The organism is Candidatus Cloacimonadota bacterium (assembly GCA_019429305.1).
GTDB lineage: Bacteria > Cloacimonadota > Cloacimonadia > Cloacimonadales > JAJBBL01 > JAHYIR01.
Window position 1 is genome coordinate 278,028 of sequence record JAHYIR010000001.1, and the last position, 18,978, is coordinate 297,005.

Annotated in this window: 13 protein-coding genes and 1 tRNA gene; 5 read left to right on the top strand and 9 right to left on the bottom strand. The window is 37.0% G+C overall.

The genetic code is table 11. The features are described from left to right. Positions 1–17 precede the first annotated feature (17 nt). The 4 genes from K0B81_01180 to K0B81_01195 all read left to right on the top strand — a co-directional run bounded on the left by K0B81_01180 (position 18) and on the right by K0B81_01195 (position 2,390). The gene (locus K0B81_01180; protein ID MBW6515213.1) at positions 18–1,349 is read left to right on the top strand and encodes a UDP-glucose/GDP-mannose dehydrogenase family protein; all 1,332 of its coding nucleotides are present in this window, start codon (positions 18–20) and stop codon (positions 1,347–1,349) included. A 119-nt stretch (positions 1,350–1,468) separates the two neighbouring features. After that, positions 1,469–1,855 (top strand): hypothetical protein, encoded by a 387-nt coding sequence (locus K0B81_01185; protein ID MBW6515214.1) that lies wholly within the window; start codon positions 1,469–1,471, stop codon positions 1,853–1,855. After that, on the top strand, positions 1,836–2,297 hold the full coding sequence (locus K0B81_01190) for a nucleoside deaminase (GenBank protein ID MBW6515215.1): 462 nt from the start codon (positions 1,836–1,838) through the stop codon (positions 2,295–2,297). Before K0B81_01185 ends, K0B81_01190 begins: the two co-directional genes overlap by 20 nt. A 1-nt stretch (position 2,298) precedes the next feature. Continuing rightward, positions 2,299–2,390 (top strand) — tRNA-Ser (locus tag K0B81_01195). A 16-nt stretch (positions 2,391–2,406) separates the two neighbouring features. Here K0B81_01195 and K0B81_01200 read toward each other — a convergent pair. From K0B81_01200 to K0B81_01225, 6 genes are all read right to left on the bottom strand, one after another. Further along, entirely contained in the window at positions 2,407–3,462 is a 1,056-nt protein-coding gene (locus tag K0B81_01200) for a hypothetical protein (GenBank protein ID MBW6515216.1), read from the bottom strand. Between the two features lie 179 nt (positions 3,463–3,641). Then, on the bottom strand, positions 3,642–4,385 hold the full coding sequence (locus K0B81_01205) for a slipin family protein (GenBank protein MBW6515217.1): 744 nt from the start codon (positions 4,383–4,385) through the stop codon (positions 3,642–3,644). 15 nt (positions 4,386–4,400) lie between these two features. Next, positions 4,401–5,663 (bottom strand): nodulation protein NfeD, encoded by a 1,263-nt coding sequence (locus K0B81_01210; protein MBW6515218.1) that lies wholly within the window; start codon positions 5,661–5,663, stop codon positions 4,401–4,403. Between the two features lie 251 nt (positions 5,664–5,914). Next, positions 5,915–7,855 carry a hypothetical protein gene (locus tag K0B81_01215; protein MBW6515219.1) on the bottom strand — a complete coding sequence of 647 codons (1,941 nt, stop codon included), beginning with the start codon at positions 7,853–7,855 and terminating at the stop codon, positions 5,915–5,917. A gap of 225 nt (positions 7,856–8,080) precedes the next feature. Continuing rightward, positions 8,081–9,880 (bottom strand): translation elongation factor 4, encoded by a 1,800-nt coding sequence (lepA, locus tag K0B81_01220; protein ID MBW6515220.1) that lies wholly within the window; start codon positions 9,878–9,880, stop codon positions 8,081–8,083. Between the two features lie 71 nt (positions 9,881–9,951). Further along, positions 9,952–13,587 (bottom strand): T9SS type A sorting domain-containing protein, encoded by a 3,636-nt coding sequence (locus K0B81_01225; GenBank protein ID MBW6515221.1) that lies wholly within the window; start codon positions 13,585–13,587, stop codon positions 9,952–9,954. A 195-nt stretch (positions 13,588–13,782) separates the two neighbouring features. Here K0B81_01225 and K0B81_01230 point away from each other — a divergent pair, with 195 nt between their 5' ends. Beyond that, positions 13,783–14,586, top strand: coding sequence for a phosphohydrolase (locus K0B81_01230; protein MBW6515222.1), 804 nt, complete (start codon positions 13,783–13,785; stop codon positions 14,584–14,586). Here the strand turns inward: K0B81_01230 and K0B81_01235 are convergent. The 3 genes from K0B81_01235 to ugpC all read right to left on the bottom strand — a co-directional run bounded on the left by K0B81_01235 (position 14,581) and on the right by ugpC (position 18,540). Beyond that, positions 14,581–16,422, bottom strand: a complete 1,842-nt coding sequence (locus tag K0B81_01235) for a hypothetical protein (protein ID MBW6515223.1) — start codon at positions 16,420–16,422, stop codon at positions 14,581–14,583. The two genes, K0B81_01230 and K0B81_01235, sit on opposite strands and share 6 nt — an antisense overlap. Next, positions 16,406–17,152 (bottom strand): hypothetical protein, encoded by a 747-nt coding sequence (locus K0B81_01240; protein MBW6515224.1) that lies wholly within the window; start codon positions 17,150–17,152, stop codon positions 16,406–16,408. The genes K0B81_01235 and K0B81_01240 overlap by 17 nt, the downstream gene beginning before the upstream one ends. A 284-nt stretch (positions 17,153–17,436) precedes the next feature. Further along, entirely contained in the window at positions 17,437–18,540 is a 1,104-nt protein-coding gene (gene ugpC, locus K0B81_01245) for a sn-glycerol-3-phosphate ABC transporter ATP-binding protein UgpC (protein MBW6515225.1), read from the bottom strand. Between the last annotated feature and the right edge of the window lie 438 nt (positions 18,541–18,978).

Sequence of the window (18,978 nt, forward strand, 5' to 3'; positions counted from 1 at the left end):
ATGGTTTCGGAGGTTAGATGAATTTGACTGTCATTGGTAGCGGGTATGTTGGATTAGTAACCGGTACTTGTTTTGCTGAAATGGGAAATAGAGTGATCTGCGTTGATAACAACGAAGAGAAGATTAACATGCTTAATCAAGGAAAGATCCCCATCTATGAACCGGGGTTGGAAGAGATGTTGATGCGCAACAGTAAAGAGGGACGATTGAGCTTTACGACAGATTTACCAGATGCTGTTAAAAAATCTCTTGTCTGTTTCATTGCTGTTGGAACACCTCCTGATGAAGACGGGTCGGCAGATCTTTCCCACGTGCTTACTGTAGCCAGAGACATCGCCCAATATATGGATGAGTATAAAATCATAGTCGATAAATCTACTGTTCCTGTTGGCACTGCTGATCTGGTTGCGGGGGAAATGAAAAAGATCCTCTCACAAAGAAATATTGATGTGGAGTTTGATGTCGTTTCTAATCCGGAGTTTTTGAAAGAAGGTAATGCTATCGAAGATTTTATGAAACCGGATAGGGTGGTTATTGGGACAGATAGTATCAAAGTAGCTGAGTTGATGAATATTCTCTACTCGCCCTTTAACAGAACGAATGATCGGGTTATCACTATGTCAATTCGTTCGGCAGAAATGACCAAATATGCAGCAAATGCTATGTTGGCAACCAAGATATCCTTTATGAATGAGATCGCCCGGCTCTGTGAACTGACTGGAGCTGATATAGCGGAAGTTAGACATGGGATCGGTTCGGATACACGAATTGGGTATAAATTCATCTATCCCGGTGTTGGTTACGGAGGGAGTTGTTTCCCAAAAGATGTTAAAGCTCTGATCAATATGGGAAAGCAACAACAGCTTGACTTGCAGATATTGCAGGCAGTGGAAGATGTGAATGAGCGACAAAAAAGGGTTCTGGCAAAAAAAGTTAAGAAACATTTCGGAGAAAACCTCTCCGGGAAGACTTTCGCTATCTGGGGATTAGCTTTTAAACCACAAACCGACGATATGAGAGAGGCACCATCTATTGTAATAATTAATATGTTACTAGATGCAGGTGCAACAATCAGAGCTTATGACCCTGTTGCTTTGGAAGAGGCAAAAAAGGTATTTCATGAACGAGAAGGGATCAGTTTCTTTGCAGATGAATATCAAGTCTTAGATGGAGCTGATGCACTTTTACTGATTACTGAGTGGCATCAATTCCGTTATCCTGATTTTGAAAAGATCAAGAAATTGCTCAAGAATCCGGTAATATTTGATGGTAGGAATCAGTATAACCATCAAAAAATGAAAGAAATGGGCTTTATCCATTATTCGATAGGACGAACTGATAAAACCTAACAAAGATAGATTTTTCAGTTGGATATGCTACAGATTAAGCTTGACATTTTAAATGGAGAATCTAACTAGTTTGTTAGTATATAATTAAGGGTTAGTAAGGAAACTAGGGGAGAGAAAAAATGACTGTAATTCTATCAATGAAGACTTTTCAAAGATTGGAAGAAAAGCTTGGTGCTGAATCGGCAAAAGAGGTTTATGGTTTAGCAGAGGCAATTTACGAAGAGGTTGAAAAAAAGTTTGAATCAAAATTAGACCATTTTGAACTGTTGCTGCAAGATACAGAAAAAGAAGATTATACAACTAAAACAGATCTAATTGCTTTTCGAAGAGATATCACTAGTTTGATTAACAGCAACAAAGAAGAGATCATGAACTCATTACAGTTAAATATTGGGAGTATTCGAAGATCTCTGGGTAGATTAAGAGTTTTCCTGCTGATCAACTTTGTTTTGATCCTTCTGATAATAGGTTATCTCGTTAAACCCTTTGTTTTTAGTGGTGTATAAAGACTACTCTTATTGGATAGAATTTGCCCTTCAAGAGGCAGAAATAGCACTATCTGAAGATGAAATCCCTGTTGGTGCTGTATTAATAAAAGATAATAAACTAATACTCCGCAATCATAATCGAACTCGACAATTAAACGATCCTACAGCTCATGCTGAAAAACTAATTATCACTGAGATTATCTCCCAAGGTGAGAAATACCTAAACGACTATACTCTATTTGTCACATTAGAACCCTGCACTATGTGTGCTGGAATGCTAATCTTGGCAAAATTAGGAGTTTTGGTCTTTGGAGCTTATGATCCAAAGTCGGGTGCTGCAGGTTCTCTTTATAACATTCCTTTAGATCGCCAGTTAAATCATAATCCCCAAGTTATAGGTGGAATTCTTGACGAAAAATGTGGTGAGTTGTTAAAGGAATTCTTCCAAGCAAAACGATGAAGGAGAGTTGCCGGAGCGGTTGAACGGGGCGGTCTCGAAAACCGTTGAAGATGGTGACATCTTCCCAGGGTTCAAATCCCTGACTCTCCGCCATTTTCAAAGTAGCTGCTTACGGAAAATAGATACTGAACAATCCGATTAATATAACTACTAAGGGTACACAGAGAAGAGTTGACCAAGTTATTGCATGAGCAGTTGTTTTCTGATCCAAACCGTATGGAACAATAAAGATATTCGTACTTGTTATCGGTAGAGCAGCATTGATGACAATTACGGAGAACCAAGAAGCCGGAATAATATTAAAATGTAGTAGAATTCCCAGAATAATCGCTATTATTAATGGTGTAATAACTGTAGTTAAGACGATGATCTGCCTAACCCATGACCAATGTTCACTTGAATCTGTCTTTATCATGCCGACTAGTTTTTTTAACTCTGTAGTTTTTAAATCGTTGGGGTGAATTACTGCTCCGACGTAATATAGAGCTATCGGAATAGTTAGGGCAGTATAGAATCTGATCAATATCCCTAGATCTCCCAGATCCCTGGAAGTAATTCCGGTACTCTTTTGTAGCAATATAGCAGCAACAACGAAACATATAAAATACCAAGGGTAAATATTTAGGAACCAAGGAAGTTTGACACCTTCCTCCTTTGCTTTTCTCTCTTTGTTGTTGATATGGTAAAGTATGTAGGGTATCACAGCAAAGAGAGTTATACCGACTAAAGCCATAAATATCGCTGCCTGAACACCCCAACCCGGGATAGCTAACATCGCTCCACCAACAAAAGCTGAACTTCTCCCTTGATTAGTAATAATTGTCTTAAGGAAGATAGTTCTTTTCTCTCCGGATAACTGCTGTTTTTTTATCTGATAACGAGCATAAAAATAGGCAAGCAGATACATAAAAAGTATTGATAAGACAACAACAATAACAAAAACCAATTCTTTTGTACCGATTGGTGTATCCAGGAAGATCCTGAAGACTAAAGGTGGTATAAAGAAGTAGAGTATGATCAGTCCAATTCTTTTCATCATTCTATCGATCCTTTCTTGAGAAAAGAAGTGAACTAAAATGATCGTAAATATGAAACCAATAACTATCCAAGGCAAAGTGTATAAACCAGAAATGTAGGGAATAACATTCTGCATGAAATTAAACATGACTATGCTCCTATGTGGTAATTAGTTTTATGATCGATGATAATCAAGATAAAAAGGGGTTCGAATCAGATAGTTGATTCGAACCCTTGATTTTGTCGATATTAGTTAAATTAAACATCAGTTTTCGACAGCTGACTTTATCGCTACTCTAAAGTTAAGATACCATATACTGATAATAATTAGTCTTTTTTCTTAGTAGGGTCAGGGAAAAGATTCTTCAGTTCTACCGGGAAGGGGAAGGCAAAGATAGAACCTTTTTGACTGGCTATTTCAGTCAAAGTTCTCAATGTTCGTACAAAGAGAGCACCTTCTTCAGCAGACAAAATTTTTGCTGCTTCAGCTAACTTTTCGGCTGCTTGCATTTCACCTTCTGCTTGAACTATTATCGCTCTTCTCTCTCTTTCTGCTGTAGCTTGCCGTGAGATCGCTTTCTGTAACCCTTCGGGAATACCAACATCCTTGATCTCAACCGCAGTAACTTTTATACCCCAAGGATCTGTTGCCTCATCAAGTATTTTTTGGATCTGGACATTTAGTTTATCTCGAGCGGAAAGCAACTCATCCAAATCTGCTTGTCCAGCTACACTTCTAAGTGTAGTCTGTGCCAGCTGGGCAGTAGCATAACGATAATCCTCTACATTGACCACTGCTTTACTTGGATCAACTACACGATAATAAACTACTGCATTAACACTTCCGGTCACATTATCTTTGGTGATCACTTCTTGGGTAGGTACATCTAAGGTAACTATTCGGAGTGGAATGCGGATAACTCGGTCAACTATTGGGATTATTAAAACAATACCGGGTCCTTTCTCTTTTGTTAAACGACCGAGTCTAAAAACAACCAATCTTTCATATTCACGAACGATCTTTATTGCCGACATTATAAAAATAACGACAATAACAATAATTGGATACATAAATGTTTCCATAGTCTATTCTCCTTCTTTTTCTTTAAGCTTAACTATTAAGGTAAAAGATTCTTCTTTAACAACTTCAACTACTTCTCCAAACGATATAGGAGAACCATCTATACTACGTGCTTTCCACAATTCTCCTTTAGCTTTGATCATTCCTTCAGGAGCCAAAGCTTCAACTACTGTACCGGATTGCGGCAAAGCGAGGTTTAATCTATCAGTGGGTAGATGTCTACGAGAATAAATAATCTTCTGTATGACAAAAATGAGAATTATTGCCAGACCAATAATAACTCCTATTACTGTTCTGATGAATGTCCCATACCAATCAAAACCCATCAAAGGTTCATGAGGTAAGATGAGAGCTCCAATCAACAGCGAAATTATTCCCCCAATGCCCAAAATACCAAAACCACTGGTAAAAATTTCGGCTATTATTAGTCCAAAACCGGCAATTAAAAAGATTATACCCGCTGTATTAGTTCCAAACAATCCAATGCCATATATACCAGCAATTAGTAGAAGAGCCCCCAGAACCTCAGGAACATAAGTTCCAGGTGTACTAAGACCAAAGTATATACCCATTAAACCAAGCATTAAAAATAGAAAAGCAACTTGAGGATTGCTGATCCATTGTTGTATCTGTTCGGAAAATTTCATCTCTTGGTATACGATGTCTGCATCTAAAGTATTTAAAACGAAAACTTGTTCATTTTTCTCTATTGTGATCCCGTCCATTTGGTTCAATAGATTTGTTAATGAAGGAGCTATGTAGTCAATCAATCCTTCTTCCAGGGCTTCTGTAGCTGTTAAGGTTAGATTGTCTTCCACAAAGCCGGCTGCAATGTGTTCGGGACGATTATTTTGCTCTGCTAAACTTCTGGCATGGTTAGCTAAGAATTTAGAGGTCTTTTCTCCCGCTTCTTGTACACCTTCGGGAGTTATCGAAAGAGGTTGAGCTGCTCCAATTGTTGTTCCTGGAGCCATTGCTGCAATATCTCCTGCTAAAACTATGAAAGCTCCGGCAGAAGCTGCTATCGCTCCTGATGGTGAAACATATACTGCTACGGGCAGTTGGGCATTTAATATGGTCTCATTGATTTTGAATGTCACATCAACCAAACCACCCTGAGTGTTTAATCTGATAATGAAAAGTTCACTACCGTTTTGGTATGCTTTATCTAATTCACGTTCTAAAAAAGATAGTTGCCCTGCTGTGATCATCCCTTCCATATCAATGACAGATATTATGTTTGCGTTCAGAGAGAATATGCTTAACATTAAGATTAGTAAAACTATTGTACTCTTGGTCATATCAAATCCCTACCCTTATGTCTTTAATATGATTGTTAAAGCGCTTAATAACCTATCCACTTTGGATATCGTCTTGTTTATTTATAGTATAACACTTTCTAGTTGTATAGCAACTTTTAGTTTATCTGTATTGATGAGATGTGTTTAATTTTTCTTGATGTTATGTAATCTGATAGTCAGAAACTCTCTTTTCTGTTGAGTTAGTCAACCTCTGTATTTTAGCGATTTTCTTGTTCCAAAATCCTTTTGATTTCGTAAGATTCTACTCCCATCTCTTCTGCTATTGCTTCTACACTCCAGCCTAATCTAAATAGTTGGACGACTAGTTTTAGTTTTAGATCTTCAAAAATAACATTAGATGGTTCCAGATCAGGTTGAGTGATCGAAGGGGTTTCCTTCTCTTCTTCTTCAGTTTTGTGTTCTTCAACTGCAGTTATAACGTCTGTGGGAACTACTGGTTCTGCTATATCTTCAGTAACTTTCTTTAATTCATCTGGGATTTCCGTAATAGCTTCTTCTGGTGGTTGTTCACTCATTTCCGGTTCTTCACCAATAGGTTGCTGATCCGAAATACTCTCTTCTTGTTGTGGCTCTTCTACTGGTTCCTGTTTTTCATCCAAACTATACCTTTCTTCCTCGTTTGTTTCTGGCTCACTATAAGCTTTTTCTTCTATCTCTGGTTCATATTCTCTTGTGGGTTCTTCTTCTAATGATTCCTCATCTTGAAGAACTGCTTCCTGTTTCGGTTCCTCTTCAACGTATGATTCTTCAACTGTGGGAGGAATTTCATGTTGCGATGACTCTTGGTCCTTAAAAGGATTTTTCTCCAGATCTGTGTCAATTTCATTGGGTGGTTCTTGTTCTATGACTTGTTCTTCCTCGATTACTTCTTCTTTTTCTTCATTTTCTGGTTCTACATATAATAGCGAACGAGAAAGGTTCTTGTATTCTTTTTCGAATCCCGGAGCAACCTTGAGTCCTGTTTTTTCTTCTTGAGTTAGCTGTTCTTCTTCTTGACCAATAGTATCTTCAAGATCATTTAGCTCTTCCTCTACTAAGGATTCTTCCTTCTGAGGTTTTTTCACAGGTTGTTGAGCTAAGACCCGTTTTGTTCTTGTCAGTCTCTTCAGTCGGCTGCTCCATATTGCATTGTTAAATACAATAACAATTATAGCAGTAATGATTGCTGTTAATAATACTATTAGATACCAAGGAATAGGTAATGATCTTGCGGTAGTGGTTGTTGCAAGCAATGGTATAGATTGTTGTAATTCTCTATCTAACTGGAGATCTTGGTATACTTGATTTAAATTATTCAACATCTGGGTTAGTATGGGGTCATTATGATTCAATTGTAAAAGTAATTGTTTAGTTCTATCTATCTCACCAAATAGTGAACTTGATAAAGCAAGGAGTAGCTTCTGGCGGTTAAGGTCTTCAGCACGTAAGAAATAATCGCGATATTCAGAAAAAGTTTCCTCTGTCTCATCTGAAAATTCTGTTCTTATAATACCCAGATTGAATAGTTGGGCTTGTGCTCGCAAATACTCTTCTGCAAGGTAATTGACTTGGGAAAATCTTTCTATCGCAGCCTCTCTGTTGCTACGATTAAGCATCAATTCACCTAAGTAATAATTGGCTCCTGTAATTTCAGGACTTGATGCCAGTACCTCTCTGAAAAGATTCTCTGCACGCCGAAAGTTGCTAGTTGCATAATAGAACTTGGCAAAGATAAATTTCTCTGAATTATTCTCCGGATTCTGTTTGTTATAAATATCCAACACCAACTTGTATTCATTAGTAGCAATATCAAAAGAGCGGTGATAATAGCGTTGTTTGGTAGTTATTGTTATCAATAGATCATTTGTCCCCTCAGTTATACGGATTGATTCTAATACCGGACTGACAAAATTCTGATTATTAGGTACTAACTCGTTCTTAGAAGCATTGTCTATGTAGATCAAAATACGCTGTTCATTTCTTTGTGGATCTATCCTATAAGTTGTCCTTTCATTAAAAGTCAAGACAGTTCTGTTAATCATCTCATAATCTATTTGATATACTTCTTTTAAGATAATAGGGCTAGCTAATAGTCCTTGTGTTAATGAAAAAGCATATAATATAAGCAGTAAAACTAGTAAATTATTTCTAAGATTCATTTAAGATACTCCCTTATAATACTGCGAAATTTGTGTATAGAAATGGATTATTGACTATATTGTCATTCTTTTTTATCATACTTAAACTCTTCATATCTTGCTTGCCAAAACAATATCCAAGCATCTTATTTGTCAATAAATAGTTTGGAGAGCTGATCATTTCAATAGCAAAGAAAAGATGACAATTATACATATATACAATTATCTTTATTCAACAGATCAATATCAACTCTTATCTGCTTTCAGAACTGCTAGGAATGCCTCTTGAGGAACTGCGACCGAACCGATCTCTCTCATCTTCTTCTTACCCTCTTTTTGCTTTTCAAGAAGTTTTCTTTTTCTTGTTATATCTCCGCCATAGCATTTCGCAGTTACATTTTTCCGCATAGCAGTGATAGTACTACGGGCTATGATCTTAGAGCCGATAGATGCTTGCAAAGCGATCTTAAAGAGATGTTTGGGTATAACTTCAGAAAGTGTCTCAGTGATACTTTTACCCCAGCTATATGCTTTATCTGTGTGACAGATAAAGGACATCGCATCCACCTTTTCACCATTTATCAATACATCTACTTTGACGATACTGGCTTTGCGGAATTCTTTAAAACTATAGTCCAAAGAGGCATAGCCCCTGCTCACAGATTTCAATTTATCATAGAAATCAAATATGATCTCGATTAAAGGCATCTCATAGGAAAGTTCTACCCTTTTCGCATCTATATATTGTAAATTCTTCTGAATTCCTCTTCTATCCAGAGCAAGTTTCATCACATTGCCGATAAATTCTTCAGGCACAATAATCTCAACATCCATAATTGGTTCAAATATGCTTTCTATTGTTGCAGGATCTGGCATATCAGCAGGATTGTAAATAGTTACTGATGAACCCTTGGTCAGATTAACAACAAATTTTACACTTGGAGTAGTAGAGATGATAGGAACGTCGAATTCTCGTAACAATCTTTCTTTTACAATTTCCAGATGCAGCATCCCTAAAAAGCCACAACGAAAACCAAACCCAAGAGCTAAAGAGTTTTCGGGTTCATAAACAAGAGCGGCATCGTTTAACTTGTATTTGGCTATACTATCCCGTAGGTTTTCATAGTCATCGTTATTGATAGGGAATATACCGCTATATACCATCGGTTTTGGTTCTCTATAACCAGCTAATGCTTTTGAACAAGGTTTTATGGCACTTGTAATAGTATCTCCTACACGAGCATCAGCGACCTCTTTGATGTTTGCAATAATGTATCCTACTTCTCCGGCACTGAGTTGTGGACATTTCATCTTATCTAATGCCAGATATCCTAATTCTTCGATCTCGAATTCTCTTCCTGTGGACATTAGTCTGATCCGATCACCTCGTTTTAGCACTCCATCATATAGTCTGACATAGACAACAACCCCTCTGTAGCGATCAAATTGGGAATCAAATATCAGAGCTTGAACCGGTTCGTTCGTATCTCCTTCAGGAGCTGGGAAATGATCAATAATACCATCTATCAGTTCTTTGATGCCAATCCCCATTTTGGCACTAACTTTGAAAATGTTTTCTGAAGGGACTCCCAATATTTCAACAAGATCAGCTTCTGTTGTTTCGATTTCAGCATTGGGAATGTCTATTTTGTTAATTACCGGAATAATTTCAAGGTTGTTATCCAAAGCCATATAGAGATTACTCATCGTTTGTGCTTCAATCCCTTGAGATGCATCTACAAGCAGAAGTGCTCCTTCGCAAGAAGCCAAACTCCGAGAAACCTCATAAGAGAAATCTACATGACCGGGGGTATCTATTAAATTTAAGATATAAGTTTTACCACCTCTATTATAGGTCATTCTTACCGCATGGGACTTGATAGTTATACCTTTCTCTCTTTCCAAGTCCATATCATCGAGAATTTGGACAGCCCGTAAACTACGATCTATTGTGCCCGTTTCCTCAAGTAATCTATCGGCTAAGGTAGATTTGCCATGATCAATATGGGCAATAATACAGAAATTTCTTATCAGTTCTTGCTGCATCCTTTAGCGCTCCTTTCAATAACCCAATTTCTCTAGTCCCTAAACTTGTCCAGTATCTTCTTTGCTATAGTCTATTTGAGCAGCAGCATCTTTCTTACTTGTGTTGTTTTTCCAATGGTCATTTTAGTAAAATATATTCCGGAAGCAACGATCTTCCCCTCATCATTTCTTCCATTCCAGATTACCTCTCCATATCCTCGTTCAGCATGAGCATTATGTAGTTGTCTGATTTTCTGTCCCTTGATATTGTAAATACTTATGTTCAGAGTACCAGGACTTTTTATATGATAAGGAATAGTTGTTGAAATGTTAAAGGGATTAGGATAGTTTTGCATCAGTTCAGTATTTGGGGGTTCAGGAAGGTATTTGTTCTCACGGAAAATATTGTTGTCATTGTAGTAACCTGTTCTCATAGTATTTCCACGATATATTGACCAAGGTGTATCCTCTCCGGCATAAAATTTATAATCGAGCACACTAATCCCTAAATTGGTTCCAAATCCTATCTCAAAATCACCATCTCTGTCAATGTCAGCTATAAATAAGGGTGAAGTTGGTTGTAATCCTAAGGGAGCTGGAAGCATATCAATAATAGTAGCATCTGGATTAAGCCCGTAAATAAGACCACTATAGGATGCTACAATTAGGTTGATATGTCCGTCATTATTTACATCAACCGCTAAAGGTGGCTGATTAAATGCTTCAGATATTGAAAACGGATAACCAGCAAGTGTCTCTCCCTCCTGATTTATTATGTAAACTTTTCCGTCTGAAGTATTAAAAGCTATTTCTAATACATCATCTCCGGTGAAATCAGCTGCAATGGGCTCGGTTATTATTCTGTTAGGTAGTTGTTTTTCCCATAGCACCACACCGGTTGGGCTGATCATTTTTAATCTATTATTTTGAGTGCCAGTTACAATGTTTTTATTAACTAAAACTATTGGTGATAGATTTATCGGAGATTGCAGATCTACAGGAAAACCATCCAAGCTGTTTCCAGCCAGATCTATGACATCAAGTATGCCAGAAACATAGCCGATTATTAACTCAACTGAACCATTATCATTTATATCTGCAGCAGCTAACTCAACTAATACATTATAGTCCAGTTGTTTAGGATAATCGGGCAACAAATCTCCAGTTGCCGAGATAACAAAGAGCTTTCTATCTATACTATGGGTGACTATTTCCAGCAAACCATCACCTGTCATATCAGCTAATATTGGAGTATTGATAAACTGACTATCAGAATTGTAGGAAAATACTTCATTACCTTGCAGATCAATACCTGAAATCAATCCGCTTCTATTATTAAAGACAACTATAGGATTTCCGTTATTGAACAAGTCACCCATCGCAGCACTTTTCATCATATTGCCATCATAGCTGAAAGATGGAATTACATTTTCAGCCCTAAAGTCGAGATAATCAATATTATTGATGGCATCAATAGCGATAATCTTCGTAAAAAAAGGATCTTCCTCATGTATGAGTGGTGCACCTTGAATAGTAGTATTGGATTGCCAAGGCCAATATTGCTGCTTTATAGTTACAGGTAACAAAAAGTTGTAATCTTTGACAAACTCATGTTCGTCATTACCAAGAGCAGATACACGAATAGTAAATTCGTAATCACCATAGGGAACATCATGAGAAAGACTAATAACAAAGGGTGTTGAATTGAAAGCTTTATCACCTGCCGGAATACAAGGATATTCAGACTCACCGGTTATTACTTCGATTTCTTGGTCACTACCGGTAAAGGAAGCTCTTACTGCAAAAGCATCCGACCAATCTTCCCTGTTGGCTAATTCAAGATAAATTCTGATAGTCTCTCCCGGATTAACCATACCATCACCATCACCAAGATAATCATCATAACTCATACTAATAGGTTCTAAATATGGGAATTGACCACTTGCTGGTCGTAAATAAGCTGAAGGGTCTCCCAAGAGGATCTGATTATAGAAAGTCCATAACATGAAGCCATTCTGCCAAAGATGGTGCTGGAAATTGTTATCTATTGCTTCGTTAACTAACGTTTCTTTAGAATAGTTTAGTGTCTTCCCTATATGTCTGATGTCCTGTTCAAAAAGTCCTTTAAAAAAAGTTAAATCAAATAATTGAGAGGCACCCTCAGTACTTCCCGGCCAATACCAGCCATAGCGTGTATTTCCGATAAAAGCAAAAAACCCACCTTCTGCATTAACCATTCTCTGTCCTATAGCATCGGAATCCGGATTAGTTGCATTGTCAAAGGCAGCTGTATAACAACCTTGAGAATATGCTAGTCCATACTCACTATTTTGTAGCTGATTTACTTGATAGTTATTCATACCAAACACGGTGTTCTCATTAGAATGACCTAAGTGGTTAAGAATACCTAAACCATTTCTTACTGCTTCTCTAATTCCTTCACCACTATAACTGCCATCCTTCTCATAGAAAGTTGTAATATGATAATCATCCGGTAGAATAGGAATTATCTCATCTTTATAATCCCCACCCCAAGTAATGGCATCTAAATTCTGTCCGATCATTATTGCAATATCGTTGCTATAGGATGGAGAAGAACCGTAATGAATATTTTTCTGAAAGAAATTGTTAAAATCCTGTTCCGAAACAGCAGGGATTCTGCCTATTGCTATCTCAGCAAACCAGTCAATCCCATCGTCTAACTCACCGTAGATCCCGTTTCCATTAGCATCCCAATTACCATCCAAGTTACTATAGTAAACATCTGAGGGGATGTTATAATCCTCATAATCAGTCCAAAGACCACTAACAAAACAGTACATTCCTCTCACAGGAACAATAACGTCATCTCCGCCAAGTAACACGTATTCGAGAGGGGTTTCGGAAAGTGAGTAAGTTTCATAAGCATCAATGATAAAGTTGCGTATCTTCTCTTGATTATCAACCCCGGAATATGAGCTGTAAATATCTTCCAAAAGAAAGACCTTACTGGAGATATTATTATCGGTTTTCCAGCTTATGTAATTATCGAAGTAGGGAGCCCGAATTGCATCAGTTATAACAATCATTGAATAAGGGTCATTTTCGTTAGGGAGAATGCTGTTCCGATAAATCGGTGTTTTCACATAAGTATCGATAATTTCGGGATTGATGACCAATCTTCTAATTTCTTCTCGAGCAGATTGGTTATTTAGAAGAAACGTATTTTGCTGTGCAGCCAATTGACTATCATATTCTGTTATTATCTGCAAGTTAAAGCTGTCTTTTTTGTGTAACACTCTGTTATCAATATCATATAGATAGGGATATAGGTTCACAATTAAGATTTCATAACCCATTTTACGGTGCGTTCCGAACTCATTGTATAGATCAGATGGATAGATACCACTACTGTGATTTTCATCTTTCGAGAGTGCATCCAATATCGATTTTGATCTTGAGATTGGTGTCTGTTTACCGAAAAAGGGTATGTCGATATTGGAAATATTTTTGCCAGAATCACGAACTTCAATCTCTAAATCAATAAATCTTTCTCCTTGCGGTAATAATATTCGGAGAGGAATATGGGGTAGCATAGGTTCATCAGGTTTTTGCATGACCGGTAGATCAGTATCAAATCTACCTCGGGAATGGTCTATAATCGGTACTTCAATGAAGTAGCTCAAGTTCGACCATAAACTACTGATTAAAACTAACAATATCAAGCTAATAAGTAGTGTTCTGAACATTCTGTCTCCTCAAATTTGTATCTCAATTTTCTTCAACTAAAAGATTTACTCTGTCAGGTCAAGTATTTTCAATAAATTCTTTTAGGGATTTTAAGAGTTAAAAACAATCTTTTGAAGAGAATTTTACCTAAATTTAAGAAGTAGTTTGACAATAAAGTCGAATAGAATTACTAAAATTGTATCAACGAGGTGTATATGAAAAAGTCAACAAAACAGATTAGTCTTGAAAAATTGATCTATAAAAATGTAGAGGGAAAATCAGCGAAAGCTGCCGATTTGCTCTTTCATGACAAGGAATTGCAGGCATTACAAGATTATGCGAATATTGTATCGATAAAACGATTAGGGTTTAATGACCATGGTCCGGTTCATATGAGAAAAGCAGCCCTAAATGCCATTATTATGCTTGATTTGCTAACGAAAGCCAATATTAAACTTAATATGGAAAAAGAGAGATTAGGTACTGCTGATGACAGCAAAGTAGCTGTTCTTTTGGCTTCTTTACTGCATGATATTGGGATGACAGTTTCACGGGACAAGCACGAATTTATCAGTATCTCTTTAGCATTACCGATTATTGAGAGAATTCTTAAAGCGATATATAGAGATGATATCTCAAAGATAGTAATAGTTCGTTCGCTGACTATCGAAGGGATTTACGGTCATATGGCAACACAAACGATCAATACTTTAGAAGCTGGATTAGTACTTATCGGAGATGGTTGCGACATGGAAAATGGAAGAGCCAGAATACCACAACTTTTATCAGATAAACCAAAGGTTGGTGATATTCATCGCTATTCTTCGATGTCAATCCAGAGCGTCTCTTTTACTCCAGGTAGTGATAAACCGATCAGGATCCAAATAGATATGAGCCAGTCTGTAGGAATTTTTCAAGTCGAAGAAGTGCTCTTTCCCAAAATCCTCTCCAGCCCAGTAAAAAGATATATAGAGTTATATGCCGGAATAAAAGGAAAAGAGCTTTTAAGGTATCTATAATCGGTAGATGAACTGAGTGATCAAACTTTTCCCTTTACCTGAAAAGAAATAAGCTAATTTCCCCTGCAGTCTGATATCTTCTGTTATGTTAGTTCTGATTATCAGATAAGTATAAATATCGTCACCAACTAACGGACGGCTTTCCCACATACCATCGAGCGAATATTCGTATATATAATGGCTAATATCAGAACGAAAGACATTTATCTGATATAGAATCCTTAGTTGTCTATACCGCCAGTTGATGTTTTCAAAGAGGAGTATTCCCTTTTTGAAATCCTTAACTTCAGGGATATAGCGGCTAATATATTCGATACCACTTTTCTTTGATAGACTATTTGACAATTCATGTGTCCAATCTATCGCTAAAACAGTCTTTTTTTCTTCTCTGATTTTTGGAAGATTATCGAGTACTCGATATTTATCGCAAGTTTTATGATGCAGTTTTAATCGGACAACATCTCTTTGTCTTTTATGTATGAATTGTATATACTGTTCAGTTCTGGTAGTAGGCATTTTCTCGAAATAGCGGGTATCAGGATGTCTCCAGACATCGAAGAATACATTAATTGTCCAACGTCTGCTTGGTCTAATTCTCAGTCCATAATAGAGACCCTCTTCGTTAGCGAAATTTGCCTGAGAAGAAAAGGGGCTACCATGCCAATAAGGAAAATCTTTTTCATAATAACGATACAATAATAACTGCTGGAAAAGACCACGTCCCCATCTGATTCCACTCACTATACCTTTTTTATCACCAAGATACGCAAATTCTCCAAAAAGGTCAAAATCGCCTTCTCTATGATAAAAGAAAGTGCCGAGGCAGTCATACCTTTTGGAGAATGCTGTATTGACGAATTCTTTATCAAATCTGTTGTGAGAGTAATAGAGACCATAAGAGCTGTTCTTATGCCTGTACCTAAGGGCTACCCCGCCTATTCTCTCCTTAGCACTATTTCTTCGATCTTTATTGGTCGTGCCGTAAGGGTATATAGTAGAGATCTGATCGTCAATTAGAGAGGCATCAATTTTGGTCTGGGAGTAAAATGGTATCAAATCAAATGCACCGGTATTGATTATGGCTGCAAATCCTTCCAAAGACCAGTTTTTATATGGATTGGAGTGAGGTCTGAGGGGTGAGTAGTTCTTCACAGGATAGGTAGTAGCGGCGGAGCTTTTGGAAAACCCCGACTTCGGAGCGAATGCTACTCCCTGACCTAAAGATAACCTGTATTTCCCTAAAACTATTTGCTCAAAAACAGTCTCTGATTGTTGTGAAAAGTAATATGAATGATAACGGGTTAGATCCTTACTTCCATAGTCGTTCAGAGAAACAAAACCTAATTTGGTTCTTTTCCTTTGTAACTCTGTTTTCTGATAGAAACGGCTGACAATTTCTGAATCAGCAGAGCGCAGAAAATGTCTCTGACTATGGTAGAATGAGATCGGTTCTATTACTCTGAAAGATATGTAGGGGAGAATACTAAAGATCTTATCATCTGAAAAACCAACATTTCTCAAACTACTGATGTTAGTGATCTCTCTACTTCTTCTGAATTGTAGAATTTTCGTCACCTCTTCTTCCGTTAAACCTGGAATTCTTCTTAAATCATTTATTGTAGCACTATTTATGTAGATCGGATAGTCAGTAGAGCTTATAAGATCAATATCTACCTCAGCTTGCCAATTATCCTCATCGATTAGTAGATCTAAATCAACATTATCAGCAGACATCAGGGTAGTTTGAAAAGATAAAAAGAAAACCAAAATTAATAGCGAAATCAATGATAAGTAAGATATTCCTACAGTAAATTTCTTTTCAATTACTGAATTCATAAGCAAGAGAAAAATAGTGAGTTGGGCTAAGATAGCGGTGAGTTAATATGCTGTATGTTATTCTCAAGGGAGAGGGGAGAAGCTTGACACCAGCTCCGATTCTATCAGGTTCATATTGGTAACTGCTTAAGATAGCTATATAAGGGTGAAGACGATAATAAGCTGCTGTCTTAAAGGAGAAATCATAATTTCTCTCCTTTTCCAGTCCTAAAGAGAGGGAACTATTATTCGAGAGTGAGTAGTTTATCTCCCAGATAACAACAACGGGTAATGTATGCCCTTGAAATCTGGTTTGGGTTAAGTTCTTAATTGAAAACCCTGATGTGATCTTATCATAATAGATTATTAAACCTGCATCTCCAATAAATGCATGTGCATTATGATAGTCACTCACCCTGTTATGCATCAACCTTAGAGAAGATCCTACTGCATAGAAGTTTTTTCGGTAATTTATAGTAAGATTGAGACTTGATTCTTTGTATAGAGGATGAGCAAGATGACAGCCACCAAGATAAAAGCCCCAATTGTTGCGGTTAGAGGAGAGGTGCAGCGTATAATAGGGAAGATCAGTGAAACTAAACAGATAAGTAACTCCCGACTCTAACCCTTGATGTAAGTAAGCGGGATTGAGAATTGTACCAGAAGGAGATTGAGCAAGAAATATCAGCCCATTAGTAGCATTCTGTATTGCTGAAGTGTTGAGTGTGAGATCAACAGCTGGCAAATTCATAACAAGTATTATGAACACTAATAATAAAATCCCCTTCCTCATAACTGTTTTTTAAAAAATATATGTCTCAGAGTCAAGGGAAAAGATATATTATTTGCCAAAAGTTATTAACAAGTTAACGGATTTAATCTTCTATAATGGATGAAGATATAGATCTTTTTTCGGGTAGTAATGAAATGATTAGGATCATCAACTGACAGTTTTTACGTTTATAAAAAAACAAGGCAACTCTCTATACAGATTGCTGCCTAATTATTAGAAAATAACCAGGTTGTGTAAATTTTTTAAATCAGATACTTTTCGGTTTCCGGATCGAAATAATGTCCTTTTGCCATATCAAAAGTAATTTTCATTTTTTTGCCCATCTCCGGCATTTTTTTGGGGTCGAAGCGGGCAGTGATCTTATTGTTATCTGTTTTTAAGAATACTATATATTCATTTCCCATCGGTTCGACTATTTCGCATACTGCTTCCAGACTCTGAGGTGATTCAGCCATAGAATCAAATTTACTGTCATAGACATCTTCCGGTCTGATTCCAAAGATAATTTCCTTATCTTCATAATCCTTTAAGATCTTCTTATGATCTTCAAACAGAGCAAGTTTGAAGTTATCACACATAAAATAGATTTCATTATCCTCTTTGATCAGTTTACCATTGAACTGATTGATAGCTGGACTACCGATAAATCCTGCAACAAAGAGATTTTCAGGAGTGTTATAAACACTTAAGGGGTCATTAACCTGTTGCACTAAGCCATCTTTCATTACCACTATTTTATCAGCCATTGTCATGGCTTCTACTTGATCATGTGTAACATAGATCATCGTAGTTTCCAATTTTTTATGCAGTTTGATGATTTCTGCCCGCATTTGAACACGTAGTTTAGCGTCTAGATTCGATAATGGCTCATCAAAGAGAAAAACCTGCGGTTTACGAACAATGGCTCTTCCTAAGGCGACTCTTTGCCGTTGACCACCTGATAACGCTTTCGGTTTACGCTCCAATAGATGTTCTATCTCCAGCAATTTCGCTGCCTCTTTGACTTCTTGATCTATTACTGATTTCTTTGTTTTGCGAATTTTCAAAGCAAATGCCATATTGTCATAGACTGTCATGTGAGGATAAAGGGCATAATTCTGGAAAACCATAGCAATATCACGATTTTTGGGAAGAACATTATTGATTAATTTATTTCCGATATAGATCTCACCTGAAGTAATAGTCTCCAGACCGGCTATCATTCTTAATACTGTCGTTTTACCACACCCTGAAGGACCTACTAAAATTGAAAATTCTTTGTCCTCTATTTTGACATCCATGTCAATCACTGCTTTTACACCACCATCATAGACCTTATTAAGGTTTTTCATTGTTACTTCTGCCATAACTATTCGTCCCTGCTTTTTATTTAAGTGAAATGAAATGATAGCAAACGACTCTGTCAAGGAATAACTCATTTAATCATATCCCTCATTTTTTTTATTGCAACTAATCATTGTCATCTCGTCTGAACCCCCTTCCTCTGTCATCTCGACTGAAGCGAAGCGTAATGGAGAGATCTCAACACCGACTCAAATTAATAAAGCAAAATTATGTATGCTTAGCTAAAATCAGTGATGAGATGCCTCGACTTCGCTCAGCATGACAAAGAGAGGAGAAAGTTTCTCTGGGAGAGAATGTACTACTGCTACTCAAAAAGGAAACTAGTTTTCTAAATGGGATGTCTTCTTAAGAATTTCACATCTATAAATCGTCATAAACATTACTGGTAAAGCCATTCCGACATTATGTAAATGAATTTTTGGGGTGATGCTTGATAACTC

What these genes read in the sequence shown, in the direction of transcription:
- K0B81_01230 (MBW6515222.1), top strand. Translation starts at nt 13,783, where the DNA reads ATGAAAAAGTCAACAAAACAGATTAGTCTTGAAAAATTGATCTATAAA.
- ugpC (MBW6515225.1), bottom strand. Translation starts at nt 18,540, where the DNA reads ATGGCAGAAGTAACAATGAAAAACCTTAATAAGGTCTATGATGGTGGT.
- K0B81_01215 (MBW6515219.1), bottom strand. Translation starts at nt 7,855, where the DNA reads ATGAATCTTAGAAATAATTTACTAGTTTTACTGCTTATATTATATGCT.
- K0B81_01210 (MBW6515218.1), bottom strand. Translation starts at nt 5,663, where the DNA reads ATGTTAAGCATATTCTCTCTGAACGCAAACATAATATCTGTCATTGAT.
- K0B81_01185 (MBW6515214.1), top strand. Translation starts at nt 1,469, where the DNA reads ATGACTGTAATTCTATCAATGAAGACTTTTCAAAGATTGGAAGAAAAG.
- K0B81_01240 (MBW6515224.1), bottom strand. Translation starts at nt 17,152, where the DNA reads ATGAATTTGCCAGCTGTTGATCTCACACTCAACACTTCAGCAATACAG.
- K0B81_01180 (MBW6515213.1), top strand. Translation starts at nt 18, where the DNA reads ATGAATTTGACTGTCATTGGTAGCGGGTATGTTGGATTAGTAACCGGT.
- K0B81_01205 (MBW6515217.1), bottom strand. Translation starts at nt 4,385, where the DNA reads ATGTATCCAATTATTGTTATTGTCGTTATTTTTATAATGTCGGCAATA.
- K0B81_01235 (MBW6515223.1), bottom strand. Translation starts at nt 16,422, where the DNA reads ATGAATTCAGTAATTGAAAAGAAATTTACTGTAGGAATATCTTACTTA.
- K0B81_01225 (MBW6515221.1), bottom strand. Translation starts at nt 13,587, where the DNA reads ATGTTCAGAACACTACTTATTAGCTTGATATTGTTAGTTTTAATCAGT.
- lepA (MBW6515220.1), bottom strand. Translation starts at nt 9,880, where the DNA reads ATGCAGCAAGAACTGATAAGAAATTTCTGTATTATTGCCCATATTGAT.
- K0B81_01200 (MBW6515216.1), bottom strand. Translation starts at nt 3,462, where the DNA reads ATGTTTAATTTCATGCAGAATGTTATTCCCTACATTTCTGGTTTATAC.